This window comes from Sphingomonas trueperi (assembly GCF_040545965.1).
GTDB lineage: Bacteria > Pseudomonadota > Alphaproteobacteria > Sphingomonadales > Sphingomonadaceae > Sphingomonas > Sphingomonas trueperi_C.
In genome coordinates, this window is record NZ_JBEPMV010000004.1 from 480,864 (window position 1) to 498,327 (window position 17,464).

Genomic DNA, 17,464 nt, shown 5'->3' on the forward strand with positions numbered 1-17,464 from the left:
TCAGTCGTTCCTCGGTGTCTCCGGTGCCGGGGCGGGGGCGGCTGCCTGCGCCACGACCGGGGGTTTGGGCGGCGTTGCAGCTGCCGCCTTCTCTATTTCGTCCAGAGCCTTGCGGGCGTTGACATAGCGCGAAGCGGCGCTGGTCCAGCCTTCCGCCACGGTTGCGCCGGGCATATGTGCCACTTCAGCGATCGCGGTCTCGACATTGCCGGCAGCCAGCGCGCTGCGGGCTCGGCGGAGGCGCTCGGCCGGGCGCGGGCTCGGCATGCCGGCCTGGTGGAGCACGAACAGGTCGCCCACGAAACTGCGGATCCGCACCCAGATACTGTCGTCCGGCCCGGTACCGAGCCGAGGCGCGATCGTATCGAGCGCGATGCGGAGATCCTCGATCGTCAGGGGATCGCCGGCGGCCGTCACGATCGCCGCCACCGCCTGCGGGTGCCGTTCGCCGAAGCGGGCGCGGAGCTGCTGCTCCAGGCTGCCCAGCGGCTGGCCGCGTTCGACCGCGCGACGCACCGCGGCGGCGACCATCAGCCGTTCGGCCTGGGTGGAATATTGCGCAGCATTGCGCGCGCTCTCGTCGGCCTGGCGCAGCTCCAGCTCCAGCGCATCGAGCCGGGCGGCAAGCTGGCTTTCGCGCGCGTCGAGCGTCGCTACGTCGGTCGCCGGGGCCAGCACCGGCGGCGGCACCTTCAGCGGCTGGACGGCCGGCGATGCGGAGGCTGCCGGCTTGGTTGCGTCGTCCGCCGTGCTCTTGAGATGCGGGCCCGCCAGCTCGATCGCGCCCGCGGTGAGCGCGACGCCGGCAAGGAAACCCAGCCCAACGGGGATCATTCGGTTGCGGCGCGGACTCAGGGTCCGGACCGGCTCGGGCGCCAGGGGCTCGTCGCTCATGGTCGCCCTTTTCGCCGCGCGGGCCGCGCGGGTCAATCGGCGAGCGCGATGGCGAGGTCGATCAGCGCCTCGGTCTCGGGCCGCGGGGCGATCGCGGTCGCCCGCCAGCCGCGTCCCGCCCCGGCGGCGGCGGCCTCGCTGACTGCCGCCAGGACGACAGCGCCGCGATCGGACACGATCTCCGCCAGCCGCGCGCCGGCGCGGGCCGACTGGACCAGCGCGACACAGCCATCGAGCGCCGCCACCTGCTCGGCGATGACCGGCAGCAGCTCGCTGGCATAGACCGGGAGCACCGCAGCGACGATGCCGCCCGCCTCCAGCGTCCGCTCGCGGCCCGCCAGGTGCAGGGCACGCCGTATGCCTTCCGCCTCGGCCTGCGCGACCAGCGCCGCCGCACCGGCATCGCCTACAGCAACGACGTCCAGATGGGCGCGCCGGGCGGCCGATGCGGTGGCCTCGCCCACGGTCCAAACGGGCAGACCGCGCAGCAGCCCCAGCCCCTCGCCCGCCAGCCGCACTGCATTGGCGCTGGTCAGGATCAGCGCGTCATAGGCGGCGAGATCGGGCACGTCCCATGCCAGCGGCCGCGTCTCGAACAGCGGCAGGCGGATCGCGGTGCGCCCGCGTCCTTCCACGGCGGCGGCGGTGATGCGGTTGCCGGGCTCGGGCCGCAGCACCGCAATGGCGCGGCTCATCCAGCGAACAGCGCGCGCACCGCTTCGGGCGCGCGGTCGAGCAGGTCGCGGGCGAGCGTTGCGGGGAGCATCGCGTCCTCGGGGGCACCTTCGATCATGCCATGGACATGCGCGCTGCCGTCGGCGGCGTAGAGCTCGGCCTCGATGGTGAGGATCGCGCCTTCGATCGTCGCCAGCGCAGCCACCGGCGAATGGCAATCGGCCATCAGCGCGGCGAGCAGCGCGCGCTCCGCCAGCACGCAGGCGCGGGTCTTCGGGTGGTCGATCGCGGCGAGCAGCCCGAGCATGCGCGAATCGTCGGCGCGCGCCTCGATCCCCACGGCCCCCTGTGCCGGGGCGGGCAGCATCACGTTGGTGGGCAAGATATGGCCGACATCGAAACGCCCGAGCCGCTCCAGCCCGGCCGAGGCGAGCAGCGTCGCGTCCGCCTCGCCCGCCGCCAGCTTGGCGAGCCGGGTGTCGACATTGCCGCGGAACAGCACGGTGGTCACATCCGGCCGGTGGCGCTTCACCTGCGCGGCGCGGCGCGGCGAGGCGGTGCCGATCACCGCGCCGGGCTTGAGCGCAGCGAGCGATTTGGCGCCGACCAAACTATCGCGGACATCGGCGCGGGGCAGCATCGCGGCAATCGCGATCGCTTCGGGGCGGACCGTCTCCACGTCCTTCATCGAATGCACCGCGCAGTCGATCTCGCCTTCCAGCAGCGCGCGATCGAGCTCCTTGGTCCACAGCGCCTTGCCGCCGATCTCGGCGAGCGGACGGTCCTGTACCTTGTCGCCGGTGGTGCGGACGATGACGATCTCGCCCTCGATGCCGTGCGCGGCCTTGAGCGCATCGCGCACCATATGGGCCTGGGTAAGAGCGAGCGGGGAACCGCGGGTACCGATGCGAAGTGCAGTCATGGGGCAGGTGCTAGGGTCGCGCGAAAGCGAGAGCAATGGGGGTCTTCGCGGATCCAAACGCCCTCGGCCTCTGGACCCTGCCGCCAAGCGGCTTAGATGGGATGCATGGCACTCATCCTCGGACTTGAATCGAGCTGCGACGAAACCGCGGCGGCCCTGGTGGAAAGCGACGGCACGATCCGTGCGCACAAGCTCGCGCGCCAGGAAGAGGCGCACCGGCCCTATGGCGGCGTGGTACCCGAGATCGCCGCGCGCGCGCATGTCGAGATGCTGGGGCCGCTGGTCGAGGCGGCGCTGGAGGAAGCGGGCGTGACACTGGCCGATGTCGACGCGATCGCCGCCACCGCGGGCCCGGGGCTGATCGGCGGGGTGATGGTGGGGCTCGTCACCGGCAAGGCGCTGGCGCTCGCCGCGGGCAAGCCGCTGGTGGCGGTGAATCATCTCGAGGGCCATGCCCTTTCGCCGCGGCTCGGCGACCGGAGCCTGGAATTTCCCTATCTGCTGTTGCTCGTCTCGGGCGGGCATTGCCAACTGCTGCTGGTCGAGGGCGTCAACAACTATCGCCGGCTCGCCACCACGATCGACGATGCCGCGGGCGAGGCGTTCGACAAGACCGCCAAGCTACTCGGCCTCGGCTTCCCCGGCGGCCCGGCGGTGGAGAAGGCCGCCGAGCGCGGCAATCCGAAGGCGGTGCCGCTGCCGCGCCCGCTGGTCGGCTCGGGCGAGCCGCATTTTTCCTTTGCGGGCCTCAAGAGCGCGGTCGCGCGCGCGGTGAACGACTATAGCGCCGAGGATCTCGCCGCCTCGTTCCAGCAGGCGGTGGTCGATTGCCTGGTGGACCGCACCCGCCTGGCGCTGGCCGTTACGCAGCCCACTGCGCTGGTCGTCGCGGGCGGGGTCGCGGCCAACACGGCGGTGCGGACCGCGCTGGAGGCGCTGGCCAGCGAACACGCCCTCCCCTTCGTCGCGCCGCCCTTGTGGCTGTGCACCGACAATGCCGCGATGATCGCCTGGGCCGGCGCCGAGCGCTTCGCCCAGGGCCTCACCGATCCGCTCGACGTGCCGGCGCGGCCGCGCTGGCCGCTCGACCCGGACGCGGAAAAGGTGCGCGGTGCAGGAGTGAAGGCATGAAGATCGGCGTGATCGGTGGCGGCGCCTGGGGCACCGCGCTTGCGCAGGTAGCGGCCCGCGGCGAAGCGCCGGTGCTGCTCTGGGCGCGCGAGCCGGAGGTGGTGGAGAGCATCAATACCTCCCACGAGAATCGACAGTTTCTGGCAGGCGTGCCTCTGTCGCCGAGCATTCGCGCAACCGGCAGCCTGGGCGATCTTGCCGACTGCGAAGCGCTGCTGGTGGTGGCGCCGGCGCAGCATGTCCGTTCGGTGCTGGCCGAGATGACGGTCGGTGCGACCCCGCTGGTGTTGTGCGCCAAGGGCATCGAGGCGGGCACCCGGCTGCTGGTGGGCGAAGTGGCGCGGAGCGTCGCCCCGGAGGCACCGATTGCGGTGCTGTCCGGCCCCACCTTCGCGCACGAAGTCGCGGCGGGAAAGCCGACGGCGGTGACGCTGGCCTGCGAAGATGCGGACCTGCGCACGCGGTTGAGCGACCGGCTCGGCGCGCCCGCTTTTCGACCCTACGCCTCGGCCGATGTGATCGGCGCGGAGATCGGCGGGGCGGTGAAGAACGTGCTCGCGATCGCCTGCGGGGTGGTGGAGGGCGCCGGGCTCGGGCTCAACGCACGCGCGGCGCTGATCGCGCGGGGCTTTGCCGAGATGACGCGTTTCGGCCTAGCGCGGGGGGCGCAGGCGGAGACGCTGACAGGGCTTTCAGGGCTCGGCGACCTGGTGTTGACCTGCTCTTCGACCAACTCGCGCAACTTCTCGCTGGGCGTCGGGCTCGGCCAGGGGCGCAGCGCCGCCGAGCTGCTGTCGGATCGCAAGACCGTGGCCGAGGGCGCCTTCACCGCACCGGTGCTACGCGAGGCCGCGGCGGAAGCGGCCGTCGAGATGCCGGTGACGCTGGCGGTCAACGCGCTGCTCGAAGGCGCGCCGGTGGTCGAGGTGATCGACGCGCTGCTAAGCCGCCCGCTTCGGGCGGAGGCGGTTTGAGCAAGCCTTAGCCCCTCCTCCTTGGAGGAGGGGTTGGGGGTGGAGGGATTCCAGAACGTCTGTTGGTCTCGGTGAGACACTGCCCCACCCCACACCCCTCCCCTGAAGGGGAGGGGCTTAAAGATCAAAGCAGCCCCAGCCCGGCCAGCTCGCCCATCAGCGACGGCGGCAGTTCGTCCGCCCCGCCCTCCAGATCGCCCAGATCCGGCGGCGCATCGGCCGCTTCGAGATAGCGCCACCCCTGGTGCGCCCGCTTGGGCCGCGCCTGGACCAGCACCAGCTTGGGCTCCAGCAGGATCGCGGTCCGCCCGCCCTCGGCCTCGCCGAAGCCGAGAATCGGCGAGCGGCCGATCAGCTGGTGCTTGAGGATCCAGAACAGCGAACCGCCGTCGATCTCTTCGTGCCGCTTCGGCAGATAGCGCGTGGTCAGCGCGACGCCGCCCGCGGCAGCGCGCGCCTCGAGCCGGGACCGCAGGAAATCGACGCTGTCGCAGGCAAAGGCGACCTTGGTGAGATGGAGTGGCACGCCGCCGATTTGGGCGGTCCCTGCCCCGCGATCAAGTCAGCCGCCGAGGCCCACCAATGTCGCAAGACCGAGGAAGGAGAAGAATCCCATCACGTCGGTCATCATCGTGACGAACACCGCCGAAGACACGGCGGGGTCGACGCGCAGCCGGTCCAGCGTCACCGGGATCAGCACCCCCGAGAGCCCCGCGATCACGTTGTTGATCATCATCGCCGCCGCGATCACGACCGCCAGCCACGGAATGTCGTAGACCAGCATCGTCCCCGCCCCGATTGCCAGCCCGAGCGACGCGCCATTGGCGGCGGCGATGCGCAACTCGCGCCAGATCATGCGCAAGGTGTTCGATTCGGTCAGCTGGTTGGTCGCGATCGCGCGGACCACCACCGCCAGCGTCTGGGTGCCGGCATTGCCGCCCATGCCCGAGACGATCGGCATCAGCACCGCCAGCAGCGCGAACTTGGCGATCTCGCCCTGGAACAGCCCGACCACCGAGGCGGCAAGCATCGCCGTGCCGAGATTGACGAACAGCCAGGTCAGGCGCGTTCGCACGGTGAGCAGCACCGGCTCGTTGATGTCGCCCTCGCCTGCGCCCGACAGGCGAAGGATGTCCTCCCCGGCTTCCTGCGAGATGATGTGGACGATGTCGTCCACCGTGATCATGCCGACCAGCCGCCCGCTGAGATCGACGACGGCGGCCGAGATCAGCGCGTATTTCTGGAAGCGCAGCGCCACTTCCTCCTGGTCCATGTCGACCGGGATCAGGGTCTGCTCGCGCTTCATCACGTCGCTGATCGTGATGCCGCGCGGGGTGCGCAGGATCCAGGAGAGCTCGCAGGTGCCGATCGGCTTGTGCGAGGGATCGACGACGAAGATTTCCCAGAAATCGGTGGTCAGCTCGTCATTGCCGCGCAGATAATCGAGCACGTCGCCGACGGTCCAATGCTCGGGCACCGCGATCAGCTCGCGCTGCATCAGGCGGCCGGCGGATTCCTCCGGGTAGGACAGCGCCTCTTCGATCGCGGCGCGATCGTCGGGGTCGAGGGCGCGGAGCACCTCGCGCTGGTCCTCGACGTCCATGTCCTCGATGATCGCGACCGCGTCGTCGGTATCGAGCTCGGCGGCAATATCGGCGACCTGGTGCGGCTCGAGCGCGTCGACCAGCGCCTCGCGCACCCAGTCGTTCATCTCGGCGAGCACGTCGCCGTCGATCAGGTCGGAAATCGCGGTGACCACGTCGGCACGCCGCTCGGACGGCACCAGCTCGATCAGGTCGGCGATGTCGGCGGGGTGGAGCGGCGCGACCAGCACATGCGCGGCCTCGTCATTGCCCTCGTCCACCGCATTGAGCACCGCGCTGACGAATTCGGGCTTGAGCCGATCGTCCTCGTCGAGCTGGCTCTCGGGCGCGGCGGCCTCTTCGTGCAGTTCGGTCTCGCTCACCGTCCGACCTCCCGTGCTGCGGCCCCTTGTCCGGGGCGCTGCCATCCCCGGCGGGGATTTGCAAGTCGGCAGCGCACCGCTTAGGGCTTCGTTCCAGTTTTAGAGAAGAGGTGCCCCATGGCCGAACCCACTACCCTCGTACTCACGCTCGACACCGGCGACGTCCGCATCCGCTTGCGCCCCGATCTCGCGCCGAACCATGTCGCGCGCATCGCCGGCCTGGCCGACGAAGGCTTCTACGACGGCGTGATCTTCCACCGCGTGATCAACGGCTTCATGGCACAGGGCGGCGATCCCTCGGGCACCGGCATGGGCGGTTCGGACAAGCCGGACCTGGCGCAGGAATTCTCGAAGGAGCCGCATGTCCGCGGCGTCTGCTCGATGGCGCGCACCAACAACCCGAACAGCGCCAACTCGCAGTTCTTCATCTGCCTCGACGACGCGACCTTCCTCGACGGCCAGTACACCGTCTGGGGCGAAGTGATCGACGGCATGGACCACGTCGACGCACTGCCCAAGGGCGAGCCGCCCGCGAACCCGGGCAAGATCGTCAAGGCCCGCACCGAGGCATAATGCCTCTGAACCCCTCTCCCATCGGGAGAGGCGGAGGGAGGGGGTGGCCGCGTTGCCCCCTTCCCTTTCACCGGATGGTAAGCCCGCCGAGCCTAAGACTCGCGCCCACCCGGATGACGCTCATGTTGCAAACCATTCGCAATCGCAATAATCCCTAAAAGGGTGGATTTCGCGCGCGCGCTGTGCTTAGGCGGGCGCGATCCTTATCCCCGTTCCCTTGAAAAGGCGGACTGCTCCCATGAACATCCACGAATATCAGGCCAAGGAACTGCTCGCAAAGTTTGGCGTGCCCGTGCCGGCCGGCTTTGCCGCGATGAGCGTCGAGGAGGCCGTCGAAGCCTCGAAGAAGCTGCCTGGGCCGCTCTATGTCGTGAAGGCGCAGATCCATGCCGGCGGCCGCGGCAAGGGCAAGTTCAAGGAACTGCCGGCCGAAGCCAAGGGCGGCGTCCGCCTCGCCAAGACCGAGGACGAAGTCCGTCACGCCGCGACCGAGATGCTCGGCAACACGCTGGTGACGATCCAGACCGGCGCTGCCGGCAAGCAGGTCAACCGCCTGTACGTCACCGACGGCGTGGACATCGCCAAGGAATTCTACCTCGCGCTGCTGGTCGATCGCGCCACCGGCCGAGTCGCGTTCGTTGTCTCGACCGAAGGCGGCATGGACATCGAAACCGTCGCGCATGACACGCCGGAGAAGATCCACACCTTCGACGTCGATCCCGCGACCGGCTTCATGCCGCACCACGGCCGCGCCGTCGCCAAGGCGCTCGGCCTCGAGGGCGATCTCGCCAAGCAGGCGCAGAGCCTCGCCGGCAAGGTGTACAACGCCTTCCTCGGCACCGACGCCTCGCAGATCGAGATCAACCCGCTCGCCGTCACCGAAGACAACAAGCTGATGGTGCTCGACGCCAAGGTCGGCTTCGATTCAAACTCGATGTTCCGTCACAAGGACCTGATGGAACTGCGCGACGAGACCGAAGAGGATCCGATGGAGCTCGAGGCGTCGAAGTACGACCTCGCCTACATCAAGCTCGACGGCGACATCGGCTGCATGGTCAACGGCGCCGGCCTGGCGATGGCCACGATGGACATCATCAAGCTGAACGGCATGTTCCCGGCCAACTTCCTCGACGTCGGCGGCGGCGCGAATAAGGAGAAGGTCACCGCGGCGTTCAAGATCATCCTGAGCGATCCGGCCGTGAAGGGCATCCTGGTCAACATCTTCGGCGGCATCATGCGCTGCGACATCATCGCAGAGGGCATCGTTGCGGCTGCCAAGGAAGTGAACCTGGCAGTGCCGCTGGTCGTCCGCCTGGAAGGCACCAACGTGCAGCAGGGCAAGGACATCCTGGCCAATTCGGGCCTCGCGATCGTTCCCGCCAACGACCTGGGCGACGCCGCCCAGAAGATCGTGGCGGAGGTGAAGAAGGTCGCGTGAGCGACACGGCCGCCCCGACTGGCAAGTCGGTCGAGGGCGGCTGCCGCTGCGGCCGCGTGCGGTTGCGGGTGACGGGCGATGCGCTCGTCACCATGGCCTGCCACTGCACCGGCTGCCAGCGCATGACCGCCAGCGCCTATTCGCTGAGCGGGCTCTACCCCGCGGAGAGCTTCGCCGTGATCGCGGGCGAACCGGTGATCGGCGGCCTCCACGGCGCCACCCGGCATTTCCACTGCGAGCATTGCAAAAGCTGGCTGTTCACCCGGCCCGAGGGTCTCGACACCTTCGTGAACATCCGCACGACGATGCTCGATGCGCCCATGTCTGCCCCGCCCTTCTTCGAGACCTGGACCGAGGAAGCGCTGCCCTGGGCCGCGACGGGCGCTTCGTACAGCTATCCAAAATTTCCGCCCCCGGAATCCTTCGGCACGCTGATGCAGGCGTACGCCGAATCGCTTGCGAGCGGTTGACGTTCGCGTAAACGTAACCCAATTGTCCGGGGATAACCCTGGCAGACAGGAAGGATGCGAATGAAGGTCCTGGTACCGGTCAAGCGCGTGCTTGATTACAACGTGAAGCCCCGTGTGAAGGCGGACGGGACGGGCGTCGATCTGGCGAACGTCAAGATGAGCATGAACCCCTTCGACGAGATCGCGATCGAGGAAGCGGTGCGGCTGAAGGAAAAGGGCGCGGCGACCGAGATCGTCGTCGTCACCATCGGCGTCGCCAAGGCGGAGACCGATGTGCTGCTCACCGCGCGCGCCATGGGCGCCGATCGCGGCATCCTGATCCAGACCGATGAGGAAATCGAGCCGCTGGCCGTCGCCAAGCTGCTCGCCAAGGTCGCCGAAGAGGAACAGCCTGGGCTGATCATCCTGGGCAAGCAGGCGATCGACGACGATTCGAACCAGACCGGCCAGATGCTCGCGGCGCTGCTCGGCTGGGCGCAGGGCACCTTCGCCTCGAAGGTCGAGATTGACGGCGAGCGCGTGAAGGTCACCCGCGAAATCGACGGCGGCCTCGAGACCGTGGACCTGAAGATGCCGGCGATCGTCACCACCGATCTCCGCCTCAACGAGCCGCGCTACGCGACGCTGCCGAACATCATGAAGGCAAAGACCAAGCCGGTCGCGAAGAAGACCGTCGCCGACTACGGCGTCGACGTCACCCCGCGCCTCAAGACGCTCAAGGTGGTCGAGCCGGCCAAGCGTCAGGCGGGCATCAAGGTGGGTTCGGTCGACGAGCTGGTCGAGAAGCTCAAGGGCATGGGAGTCGCGTGATGAAGACGCTGGTTTGGGTCGAACACGACAATCAGAGCGTCAAGGACGCGACGCTCTCCACCGTCACTGCGGCGGCAAAGCTGGGTGAAGTCCACCTGCTCGTCGCCGGCAAGGGCGTCTCGGCCGTGGCCGAGGCGGCTGCGCAGATCGCCGGCGTGGGCAAGGTCCATGTCGCCGACGATGCGGCGTACGAGCATTTCCTCGCCGAGAATGTCGCGCCGTTGGTCGTCCAGCTGATGGACAGCCATGACGCGGTGCTGTTCCCGGCAACCACCACGGGCAAGAACGTGGCGCCGCGCGTCGCCGCCGCGCTGGACGTGATGCAGCTGTCGGACATCCTCTCGGTCGAGGGTCCGGACACCTTCACTCGGCCGATCTATGCCGGCAACGCGATCGCCACGGTGCAGACCAGCGACAAGAAGCTGGTGATCACCGTGCGCGGCACCGCCTTCGACAAGGCGGCGGCGACCGGCGGCAGCGGCACGGTGGAAGCCGTTGCGGCAGCCGGCGACAAGGGTCTCTCGACCTTTACCGGTTCGGAGATCGCGACGTCGGAGCGTCCGGAGCTGACCAGCGCCAAGATCATTGTCTCGGGCGGGCGCGCGCTGGGCTCGCAGGAGCAGTTCCACGCGCTGATCGATCCGCTGGCCGACAAGCTGGGTGCCGCGGTCGGCGCCAGCCGCGCGGCGGTGGACGCAGGCTATGCGCCCAACGACTATCAGGTCGGCCAGACCGGCAAGATCGTGGCACCCATGGTCTATGTCGCGGTCGGCATTTCGGGTGCGATCCAGCACCTCGCCGGCATGAAGGATTCGAAGACGATCGTCGCGATCAACAAGGACGAGGACGCCCCCATCTTCCAGGTGGCGGACATTGGCCTGGTCGGCGATCTGTTCACGCTGGTGCCGGAGCTGACCGAAAAGCTCTGATCCAGGCGTGACGCTCGATTTCGAACGCGATGGGGCGGCGCACCTTGCTGGTGCGGCCGCCCCTTTTCTTGGCCGACTAAGAGCGCTGGCAGAGGCGCTGCCGGCCGACAGGGCCGGGCTGCGACTGCACGGCGTCGATGGTCTCGCCGAACTGCTTGCATCCGATGCGTTGGGCGCGGCAGCCGCTGAACATCTAGGCACCGCTGCGCGGCCCGTGCGCGCGATCTGGTTCGACAAGAGCGCGGCGAACAATTGGGCGCTGGGCTGGCATCAGGATCGCACCATCGCCGTCCGCGCACGCGCGGATATTCCCGGCTATGGACCGTGGTCGACCAAGCGGGGCCTGCTCCATGTCGAGCCGCCCTTCGCTGTTCTCGACGCCATGGTGACGGTGCGGATTCATCTAGATCCGGTGCCGGAGGATAATGCGCCGCTCCTTGTCGCCCCCGGTTCACATCGGCTCGGGCGCGTGCCGGAAGCGGAGATCGCGAAGGCAGTCGCGACATGCGGCACCGCGACGTGCCTCGCCGACGCTGGCGATATCTGGGCCTATCACACGCCCATCCTCCATGCCTCGGCCGCGAGCAGTGCAGCCCGCCATCGCCGCGTACTGCAAGTGGACTACACGACCACCGACCTGCCCGCGCCGCTGGAATGGCTCGGCCTGTAAACAGGTAGGCCCGCCGGCAAGGAGGGTCGCCGGCGGGCCGGGGCCTCGCCCAAAGGGGGGAGCGCGCGAGACCCCTCGACAGCCTCAGGGCATGAGGACGCTGTCGATCACGTGGATCACGCCGTTCGACTGGTTGACGTCGGCGATGGTGATCTTGGCCTTGCCGCCCTTGGCATCCTGGATCCACCAGCCGCCGCTCGGGCCCTTCATGATCGTGATCGGCTCACCCTCGACGGTGGTGAGCGTCGCCTTGCCGCCATGCGCCTTGGCATTGGCCGCGATCTGCGCCGCGCTCATCTTGCCGGCGACGACGTGATAGGTGAGGATCTTGGTAAGCGTCGCCTTGTTCTCGGGCTTCACCAGCGTGTCGACGGTGCCGGCGGGGAGCTTGGAGAAGGCGGCGTTGGTCGGCGCGAAGACGGTGAACGGACCCGGACCCGACAGCGTGTCGACCAGCCCGGCGGCCTTCACGGCGGCGACCAGCGTGGTGTGGTCCTTCGAGTTCACCGCATTTTCGACGATGTTCTTGGTCGGGTACATCGCGGCACCGCCGACCATCGGGAACTTCTGGACGGCGGCAACGGCGCCGGTGGCGAGCAGCGCGGCACCGACGATTCCGGTGACCGAGGCGAGACGGGTCTTGCGCATCTTCTAGCTTCCTCTTGCTACGCACCCCTCTTGGCGGAGATGCGACGGAGCTACGGAGCGGCCTGCGCCCCGGATGCAGCGATGCTTAAAGAATCGTGATTTTTCCTGCGGCGACCGGAGGGCCGCTGGGGCCTGCATGCGGTGCGGTGGCGGCGTCTTCCATCGTCACCGCCAGCGTGGCGCCCTCAGCCAGTAGCGCGCGGTGGGCCGGCGTCACCACCATGTCGCGCTTGCCCTGCGCAGCGACCAGGCCGAGCGACACCGGCTTGCCACCCGCCGGGATCACCCACAGCTCGGGCGCGCGGTGGCTGGCGGACATCGCCTCGGTGCGGACATGCAGCATGCCCGCATCGGCATCGTAGCGCGCGGCGAAGGCGGCGCCCTTCTCGCCGGTGATCTGCGCGACGACGACCGGCGGTGGCGGCAGCACCACCGGCTGCGGCACCGGACGCAGCAGCAGGATGGCGAGCAGCACCGCCGCGGCCGCGCTGGTCGCGATCGCGGTCGCCCGCCAGCGCCGCAGTGCGACGACGGTGCCGTGATCCTCGCCCGGCAGCCGCGCTGAGATCCGCTGCCACAATCCGGCCGAGACCGGCGCATCGACACCGCCCAGCGCCAGCGGCGCGAAATCGAGCACCCAGCGTTCCACCGCGGCGGCGAAGGCGGGGTCCGCCAGCTGCCGGCGGCGGGCCGCGGCGAGGTCGTCGCCCTCCAGCAGCCCCAGCGCCAGCTCGGCAGCGAGGGCGATATCCTCGTCTTCGGGGCGCAGCGGCTCAGCCATCGCCGAGGCACCCCCGCAATTGCAGCAGCCCGCGCCGGATCCAGCTCTTCATCGTGCCGAGCGGCACCGCGGCGGCGGCAGCAAGTTCGGGATAGGTGCGGCCGTGGAAGAAGGCGGCGCGGATCGCCCCGCGCGGCTTTTCCTCCAGCGCGTCCAGGCAATCGAAGATGCGCGCCTGCGTCTCGCCGGCTTCGAGCAGGGCTTCAGCGGAAGGACGACCATCGGGCAGCTCCAGCGCAGCCTCGACCGGGGCAGTCTCGCCCAGCCCGCGCGCGCGGCGCCAGTCGATCGCGGTGTTGCGGGCAATCGTGCACAGCCAGGTGATCGGGCTGGCGCGCGAGGCATCGAAGCGCCCTGCCTTGTCCCACACCTTCAGATACACTTCCTGCATCACATCCTCTGCGGCCTCGCGGTCCTGGCAGATACGCAGGCAAACGCCCATCAGCTTCGCCGCCGTCAGATCATAGACGGTTTTGAGCGCCTTGCGGTCACCGCCCGCGACTTCGCCGAGCGCGTGAACGAGCCGGGCGCGCGCGCCGTCGCCGGCCGAAGGGGTGGGAGAAGCCACGCGCGCAACCTAGCGAATCGCGCAGGCAGGGCAAGCCGGCGTGATTGACGCGCGTGCAGCCCTCCCCCACGCTGCGCTACACCTTGGGGGGACGATGCCGACGACGAACCCACGACTGGATCGCAGCCTGGGAACCGCCGGCGTGCTGTTCCTCACCCTGTCGATCACCACCCCGGCATCCTCGCTGTTCGTGATCGTGCCGGGCAGCCTGCAGATCGCTGGCACGGGCGCGCTACTGGCTCTGGCGATCGCCGGTGTGGTCTGCCTCGCCACCGCGCTGATCTATGCAGAACTCTCCTCGGCCTTCCCGGTCGCGGGCGGCGAATATGTGATGGTGGGGCAGACGCTGGGGCCGGCAGCCGGGTTCGTGATGCTGGGCGTCAACGCCTGCAACAACCTGCTCTTCCCGCCGGTGGCGGCGCTGGGAATCGCGTCGGTGGCCTCGACGGTGCTGCCCGACCTGCCCCCGGTGCCGGTGGCGATCGCAGTGCTGCTCGCCTCGACGCTGGTCGGCATCCTCAACATCCGATTCAACGCGCTGCTGACCGGTGCCTTTCTCGCCGCCGAAGTGGCAGCGGTGCTGGTGATCCTGGCGCTGGGCATGGCAGCACCGGTCCGCAACGTCCTGCCACTGCTGCTGCATCCGGTAGCCCCCGTCGGCGACGGGCTGGGGCCGGCGAGCGCCGCGAATATCGGGCTGGCGACCTCGGTCGCGATCTTCGCGCTCAACGGCTATGGCGCGGCGGTCTATTTCGGCGAGGAGATGCACGCAGCGCCCCAGCGCATCGCCCGCGCGATCCTGCTGGCGCTTGCCGGTGCGCTGCTCCTGGAAGCCGCGCCGATCGTCGCCGCGCTGGTCGCCGCACCCGATCTCGCGGCCTTCCTGTCCGCCGAGGATCCGTTCGGTACGTTCGTTCGGACGCGTGGCGGATCGGCGCTCAACCTGTGGGTCGCGATCGGAATCGTCGTCGCGATCGTCAATGCGGTGATTGCCTGCATCCTGGCGAATGGCCGGTTCTTCTACGCCACGGCGCGCGACGGGAGCTGGGGCCGGCCGCTGGACGTTTGGCTGGCCGCGATCCACTCCCGCTTCGGTTCGCCAGCGCGGGCGACGTTGGTGTCCGGCGGGATCGGCATCGCCGCCTGTTTCGTGCCGCTGCGGCTGCTCCTGCTGCTCAGCGGCACCGGACTGATCGCGATCTATGCGGGGCTGGCGCTGGCGACCATCGTCGGGCGAAAGCGCGGTCGCACCGACAATGCCCCTTATCGCATGCCGCTGCACCCGGTCCCCGCCATCGCCACGCTGCTGGTGCTGGCGGCGGTCGCCTGGCTCAACGCCCTCGATCCCGCCGAGGGCCTGCCCGCGCTGATCGCCACGGGTGCACAGATGCTGGGGTCCGCGCTCTATTACGGGCTGGTCCTGCGACGGCGGGGCTGGACGGCGCAGTTGCACCCCGCGCCTTGATTGCGCGCAAAGCATTCGTCGGCATACGTATTTCTATTTGACGCTGCACTGCAGCAAACCCATTTGGAGGGCGTGCACGCTCCCGTTCAACGCTCCGCCACCCGCTCGCCGGGTCTGGTCCACTTCGCGCTCGCCATGGGCGGGTTCGCGATCGGCACCACTGAATTCGCGACGATGAGCCTCGTGCCCTATTTCTCCAGGGGCCTCGGCATCGACGAGCCGACCGCGGGCCATGTGATCAGCGCCTATGCGCTGGGCGTGGTGGTCGGCGCGCCGCTGCTCGCCGTGGCGGCGGCAAAATGGTCGCGGCGGACGCTGCTGATCGCGCTGATGGCGAGCTTCGCCTTGTTCAATGCGCTGAGCGCGCTGGCGCCGACCTATCACTGGATGCTGCTGTTCCGCTTCCTCAGTGGCCTGCCGCACGGCGCCTATTTCGGGATCGCCGCGCTCGTCGCGGCATCGCTGGTGCCCTATGACCAGCGCTCGCAGGCGGTGGGGCGGGTGATGCTCGGCCTCGCCGTCTCGACCGTGCTCGGCGTGCCGGCGGCCAACTGGCTGGGCCAGGCGGTGGGCTGGCGCTGGGGCTTCGCCGTGGTCGCGGCGCTGGCGCTGGTCACCGTCGCGCTGGTCGTTTGGCTCGCGCCCAAGGACAAGCCGGAGCAGGGGGCGAGCCCGTTGCGCGAGCTCAGCGCGCTGGCGAACGGGCAGGTCTGGCTGACCCTCGGCGTCAGCGCGATTGGCTTTGGCGGCTTGTTCTGCGTCTACACCTATGTCGCCTCGACGCTGATGCACGTCACCGGCACCCCGCCCTGGGGCGTGCCGCTGGTGCTGGCGGTCTTCGGCATGGGGATGATTGCCGGCAACATCGTCGTGCCGCGCTTCGCCGATCGCGCGCTGATGCCGACCGGCGCAGCACTGCTGGTCGCCAGCGCCGTCGCGTTGTCGCTCTATCCGCTGGCGGCGCATTCGCTGCCGCTGGTGGCGCTGGACGTGTTCGCGATCGGCTTTGCCGGGGCGCTGGGGCCGGTGCTCCAGACCCGGCTGATGGACGTGGCGGGCGACGCGCAGGCGCTGGCCGCCGCGCTCAACCATTCGGCGTTCAACACCGCCAATGCGCTCGGCCCCTGGCTGGGCGGCCTCGCGATCGCGGCGGGTTACGGCTGGACGTCGACCGGCTGGGTCGGCGCGCTGCTCGCGCTGGGCGGGTTGGCGATCTTGGGCGTCGCCGTGCTGGCGGACCGCAGGACCGCGTAGCCCGCCACCGCCGACACGAGCGAGCCGAGCAGCACGCCGATCTTCACCTCGTCGACCAGCAGTTCGTTGCCGGGGAAGGCGAGACCGCCGATGAACAGGCTCATCGTGAAGCCGATGCCCGCGAGCAGCGACACGCCGTAGATCTGCCGCCAGCCGGCATTGCCGGGGCGCTTGGCGATGCCGGTCTTCACCGCCAGCCAGATGCTGCCGAAGATGCCGAGCTGCTTGCCGAGGAACAGCCCCGCCGCGATGCCCAGCGGCAGCGGTTCGAGCAGGATCGCGGGCGACAAGCCCTCGAACGAGACGCCGGCATTGGCGAAGCCGAACAGCGGCACGATCAGGAAGGCGGACCAGGGGTGCAGCGCATGCTCCAGCCTATGGAGCGGTGAGTCCACGGCGTCGGGCGCAGCGGGGGACTTGACCAGCGGAATGGTCATCGCCGCGGCGACGCCCGCGATGGTAGCATGCACGCCCGACTGGAACACCAGCACCCAAAGCACCACCGCCAGCGCCAGATAGATGGCAAGATGCCGCACGCCGAAGCGGTTGCAGGCGATCATCACGCCCAGCACCACCGCCGCCCCGGCGAGCGCGATCAGGTCGATATGCGCGGTATAGGCGACTGCAATGATCGCCACCGCGCCCATGTCGTCGACGATCGCCACCGTCGTCAGGAACAGCTTGAGCGCGGCGGGGGCGCGGCTGCCCAGGATCGCCAGCACACCGATCGCGAAGGCGATGTCGGTTGCAGCGGGGATCGCCCAGCCGCTGGTCACGCCCGGCGTGCGGCCGGCGATCAGGAGATAGACCAGCGCCGGCACCGCCATGCCGGCGGCGGCGGCGATCACCGGCAGGCGGCGGCGGTCCCAGCTCGCCAGCCGTCCGTCGACGAACTCGCGCTTGATCTCCAGCCCGACGAGCAGGAAGAACACCGCCATCAGCCCGTCGTTGATCCACAGATGCACCGTCATCGGGCCATAGAGCGGTGCGATCACCGGGCCGGTCGCCAGATGCAGCGTGTGGAAATAGGTCTCGGAAATGCCGGGCAGGTTCGCCGCCAGCATCGCCAGCGCGGCCGCGGCGATCAGGAAGATACCCCCCGCCGCCTCACCGTGCAGGAAGGCCCGCGTCGCGGATCGGATATGGCGGATTCGGCGTCGCATGGTCTTCTCCCTCTTGGCATGGCGAACGCGGTCCACGTTCTCCACCTCGTCATCCCGGCGGAAGCCGGGATCCATTGTCCTCTCCAGTTCGGCTCTCGCTTCAAACGGAGAAGCGAATGGATCCCGGCTTCCG

General features: G+C 69.1%; 19 protein-coding genes. 10 read left to right on the forward strand and 9 right to left on the reverse strand.

Annotated features, from left to right (window positions below):
* From ABIC35_RS13785 to hemC, 3 genes are read right to left on the reverse strand one after another with little or no spacing between them, the layout of a single operon-like run.
* Positions 1 to 894: a hypothetical protein gene (locus ABIC35_RS13785; protein ID WP_121072672.1), complete on the reverse strand. Its 894-nt coding sequence runs from the start codon at positions 892 to 894 to the stop codon at positions 1 to 3.
* 32 nt (positions 895 to 926) lie between these two features.
* Positions 927 to 1,589: a uroporphyrinogen-III synthase gene (locus ABIC35_RS13790; protein WP_121072674.1), complete on the reverse strand. Its 663-nt coding sequence runs from the start codon at positions 1,587 to 1,589 to the stop codon at positions 927 to 929.
* On the reverse strand, positions 1,586 to 2,491 hold the full coding sequence (gene hemC, locus ABIC35_RS13795; RefSeq protein WP_121072676.1) for a hydroxymethylbilane synthase: 906 nt from the start codon (positions 2,489 to 2,491) through the stop codon (positions 1,586 to 1,588). The genes ABIC35_RS13790 and hemC overlap by 4 nt, the downstream gene beginning before the upstream one ends.
* A gap of 105 nt (positions 2,492 to 2,596) precedes the next feature.
* Between hemC and tsaD the strand changes: the two genes are divergently transcribed.
* Positions 2,597 to 3,622, forward strand: a complete 1,026-nt coding sequence (gene tsaD / locus ABIC35_RS13800; RefSeq protein WP_121072678.1) for a tRNA (adenosine(37)-N6)-threonylcarbamoyltransferase complex transferase subunit TsaD — start codon at positions 2,597 to 2,599, stop codon at positions 3,620 to 3,622.
* On the forward strand, positions 3,619 to 4,596 hold the full coding sequence (locus ABIC35_RS13805; RefSeq protein ID WP_121072680.1) for an NAD(P)H-dependent glycerol-3-phosphate dehydrogenase: 978 nt from the start codon (positions 3,619 to 3,621) through the stop codon (positions 4,594 to 4,596). Before tsaD ends, ABIC35_RS13805 begins: the two co-directional genes overlap by 4 nt.
* A gap of 124 nt (positions 4,597 to 4,720) precedes the next feature.
* Here ABIC35_RS13805 and ABIC35_RS13810 read toward each other — a convergent pair whose 3' ends face one another.
* Positions 4,721 to 5,122, reverse strand: coding sequence for a DUF1489 family protein (locus ABIC35_RS13810; RefSeq protein ID WP_121072682.1), 402 nt, complete (start codon positions 5,120 to 5,122; stop codon positions 4,721 to 4,723).
* A gap of 36 nt (positions 5,123 to 5,158) precedes the next feature.
* A complete protein-coding gene (gene mgtE, locus ABIC35_RS13815; protein ID WP_121072684.1) occupies positions 5,159 to 6,562 on the reverse strand; it encodes a magnesium transporter in 1,404 nt (467 codons plus the stop codon).
* Between the two features lie 117 nt (positions 6,563 to 6,679).
* Between mgtE and ABIC35_RS13820 the strand changes: the two genes are divergently transcribed.
* The 6 genes from ABIC35_RS13820 to ABIC35_RS13845 all read left to right on the forward strand — a co-directional run bounded on the left by ABIC35_RS13820 (position 6,680) and on the right by ABIC35_RS13845 (position 11,452).
* A complete protein-coding gene (locus ABIC35_RS13820) occupies positions 6,680 to 7,135 on the forward strand; it encodes a peptidylprolyl isomerase (protein ID WP_121072686.1) in 456 nt (151 codons plus the stop codon).
* A 238-nt stretch (positions 7,136 to 7,373) separates the two neighbouring features.
* Positions 7,374 to 8,573 (forward strand): ADP-forming succinate--CoA ligase subunit beta, encoded by a 1,200-nt coding sequence (gene sucC / locus ABIC35_RS13825; protein WP_084584214.1) that lies wholly within the window; start codon positions 7,374 to 7,376, stop codon positions 8,571 to 8,573.
* Positions 8,570 to 9,043, forward strand: coding sequence for a GFA family protein (locus tag ABIC35_RS13830; RefSeq protein WP_121072688.1), 474 nt, complete (start codon positions 8,570 to 8,572; stop codon positions 9,041 to 9,043). Before sucC ends, ABIC35_RS13830 begins: the two co-directional genes overlap by 4 nt.
* Before the next feature lie 60 nt (positions 9,044 to 9,103).
* Positions 9,104 to 9,853: an electron transfer flavoprotein subunit beta/FixA family protein gene (locus ABIC35_RS13835; RefSeq protein ID WP_121072690.1), complete on the forward strand. Its 750-nt coding sequence runs from the start codon at positions 9,104 to 9,106 to the stop codon at positions 9,851 to 9,853.
* Positions 9,853 to 10,782, forward strand: coding sequence for an electron transfer flavoprotein subunit alpha/FixB family protein (locus ABIC35_RS13840; RefSeq protein WP_121072692.1), 930 nt, complete (start codon positions 9,853 to 9,855; stop codon positions 10,780 to 10,782). The genes ABIC35_RS13835 and ABIC35_RS13840 overlap by 1 nt, the downstream gene beginning before the upstream one ends.
* Positions 10,783 to 10,789: 7 nt before the next feature.
* Positions 10,790 to 11,452, forward strand: coding sequence for a phytanoyl-CoA dioxygenase family protein (locus ABIC35_RS13845; RefSeq protein WP_121072694.1), 663 nt, complete (start codon positions 10,790 to 10,792; stop codon positions 11,450 to 11,452).
* An 84-nt stretch (positions 11,453 to 11,536) separates the two neighbouring features.
* Here ABIC35_RS13845 and ABIC35_RS13850 read toward each other — a convergent pair whose 3' ends face one another.
* The 3 genes from ABIC35_RS13850 to ABIC35_RS13860 all read right to left on the reverse strand — a co-directional run bounded on the left by ABIC35_RS13850 (position 11,537) and on the right by ABIC35_RS13860 (position 13,449).
* A complete protein-coding gene (locus tag ABIC35_RS13850) occupies positions 11,537 to 12,100 on the reverse strand; it encodes a fasciclin domain-containing protein (RefSeq protein ID WP_121072697.1) in 564 nt (187 codons plus the stop codon).
* Positions 12,101 to 12,185: 85 nt separating this feature from the next.
* Positions 12,186 to 12,881, reverse strand: a complete 696-nt coding sequence (locus tag ABIC35_RS13855; RefSeq protein WP_121072699.1) for an anti-sigma factor — start codon at positions 12,879 to 12,881, stop codon at positions 12,186 to 12,188.
* Positions 12,874 to 13,449 (reverse strand): sigma-70 family RNA polymerase sigma factor, encoded by a 576-nt coding sequence (locus ABIC35_RS13860; protein ID WP_121072701.1) that lies wholly within the window; start codon positions 13,447 to 13,449, stop codon positions 12,874 to 12,876. The genes ABIC35_RS13855 and ABIC35_RS13860 overlap by 8 nt, the downstream gene beginning before the upstream one ends.
* Before the next feature lie 94 nt (positions 13,450 to 13,543).
* On the opposite strand from ABIC35_RS13860, the gene ABIC35_RS13865 reads away from it, so the two are divergent.
* Both ABIC35_RS13865 and ABIC35_RS13870 read left to right on the forward strand, forming a co-directional pair.
* The gene (locus tag ABIC35_RS13865) at positions 13,544 to 14,914 is read left to right on the forward strand and encodes an APC family permease (RefSeq protein ID WP_121072703.1); all 1,371 of its coding nucleotides are present in this window, start codon (positions 13,544 to 13,546) and stop codon (positions 14,912 to 14,914) included.
* Between the two features lie 135 nt (positions 14,915 to 15,049).
* A complete protein-coding gene (locus ABIC35_RS13870; RefSeq protein ID WP_121072705.1) occupies positions 15,050 to 16,168 on the forward strand; it encodes an MFS transporter in 1,119 nt (372 codons plus the stop codon).
* On the opposite strand, the gene nhaA is transcribed toward ABIC35_RS13870, so the two are convergent.
* The gene (nhaA, locus tag ABIC35_RS13875; RefSeq protein ID WP_121079020.1) at positions 16,069 to 17,331 is read right to left on the reverse strand and encodes a Na+/H+ antiporter NhaA; all 1,263 of its coding nucleotides are present in this window, start codon (positions 17,329 to 17,331) and stop codon (positions 16,069 to 16,071) included. The two genes, ABIC35_RS13870 and nhaA, sit on opposite strands and share 100 nt — an antisense overlap.
* Positions 17,332 to 17,464: the final 133 nt, after the last annotated feature.